The sequence below is a fragment of the Alteromonas sp. AO-Serp genome, assembly GCF_017849675.1.
Lineage (GTDB): Bacteria > Pseudomonadota > Gammaproteobacteria > Enterobacterales > Alteromonadaceae > Alteromonas > Alteromonas macleodii.
Genome location: NZ_JAFLMX010000226.1, coordinates 1 through 1,569 on the forward strand (window position 1 = coordinate 1; position 1,569 = coordinate 1,569).

Here is a 1,569-nt window from a genome sequence, read left to right on the forward strand (position 1 = left end):
AAGTTAAGCGCAGACTGAAATGGCAAAGTCACCTGCCAAAATAGCCAGGTGTAAATTGCGGTACTCACAAAGGCGCACAGCCAACACCAGCTGTTCTGTTTTGCGGCTAACAGCACATAGGCAATAGCGAGGACAACCGCTTCCCACTCTAAAAGCGAAGTAGCGGCAATTTGTGAGGTAAACTCAGAAAAAAAGTTAGCCATTAAGATGATTTTCTAGATTGCATGGCATCAAAGTTTAAAAACTTAGCAACGAAAATAGCCTGCCCCACTTCTTCATGGGTCCTTTGCATTTCTTCGCCAAGTACTTTCATAACCACGCCATAGTCACCTGTAACCTGCGTGCTGGTTGAGCTTGTTGAAACTGCAATATCACTATAGCTATTTAACCTATCAATGAAATCTTGAATAGGTGGAATGTATTCGTTAACCAATGGGTACAACGACAGTTCAACCATAACTTGCATGTCTGTTTCCTTTTATTTTAAAACGCGTACTTAACAGTAACGCCAAACTGACGACCGTTACCTATTTGGTAATATGGCTCATCGAAGGCATACTCATCGCGAGGGTCGTTGCTGAAACCACCGAATCCACGGGTGTAGTACTCACGATCAAAGGCATTTTGTACCCACAGTGATGTCTGCCAATCACCGTGTAACACCACAATCTCCGAATTAACCAGCGTAGTACTTGGCGAGGTTACATCATGGCCGTCAGAAAAACGGTATTCGCTTTTGTAATCTACATCTACACGCCAGAGCATGTTATCTGTAAGTGCGTACTCACTATACAGGTTTGCGGTCCACTTAGGTGATTGAGCCTGCCTTTGCTCAGACACTTCAGTACCGTCTGCAAGCGTATACCCTTCAAAGGTAGCGCTTAGATATCCAACACTTGCATCTAGCTGCCATGCATCACTAGCAATCCAGCTAAGCTCCAGCTCGGCTCCTTTGTTTGTTCCTAAATCAGCATTATCAATAATGTCTACGAACCCTGCCGTACCGTCATCACGAGTGATAACGTCAAAATCGCTCACCTGAGTATCTTTTCTATCCATATAGAAAATTGCAGCACGAGCAATTAGGTCAGGCGTAAGTAATGGGCCCTTTACACCTATTTCGTAGTTCCAGTTATATTCTTCGTCGAAGAATCGCTGATTGTCATTCACGCGGCTGTCGGGGTTAAAGCCTGCACCTTTATATCCGCGTGAAATACTGCCGTAATAGAAGTGATTGCCCTGTGTATACTGAAGCGCGACTTTCCCGCCTACCATGGTGGTGTCGAACGCGCGAGTAAGTTGGTTGTTATCAGCGTAATCAAAATCGTAGTTTTCTACTCTTAACCCTGCTACCAGTACTAAATTTTCGTTCAAACGACTTTCAGTCTGAGCATAGATAGCGGTCGTCGTAGGCGTGTATTCACTGGCAAAGTCACTATCCAAATAAGTGTACTGACGCAGCAGCTTTTCTTCCGTGCTTTTATAAAATACGCCTATTGTCCAGTCAGTCATACCATCAAAAAGTGCGGCACTGTCAGATGACACGAAACGCATCTCTCCGGTCTGTGT

3 protein-coding genes are annotated in these 1,569 nt (G+C 44.6%); all 3 read right to left on the reverse strand.

Going from position 1 to position 1,569, the window contains the following annotated elements:
• Window positions 1–203, reverse strand: a 203-nt coding sequence (locus QVA83_RS15485; protein ID WP_287498655.1) for a nicotinamide mononucleotide transporter, incomplete at its 3' end; no start/stop codon positions are given.
• Complete coding sequence (locus QVA83_RS15490; RefSeq protein ID WP_014948708.1) at window positions 203–466, reverse strand: hypothetical protein; 264 nt, start codon at window positions 464–466, stop codon at window positions 203–205. The genes QVA83_RS15490 and QVA83_RS15485, both read right to left, overlap by 1 nt.
• A 17-nt stretch (window positions 467–483) precedes the next feature.
• A partial coding sequence (locus tag QVA83_RS15495) for a TonB-dependent receptor (protein WP_287498656.1) occupies window positions 484–1,569 on the reverse strand: 1,086 nt, incomplete at its 5' end.

Coding starts and splice junctions, on each gene's coding strand:
- QVA83_RS15490 (WP_014948708.1), bottom strand. CDS start 466: ATGCAAGTTATGGTTGAACTGTCGTTGTACCCATTGGTTAACGAATAC.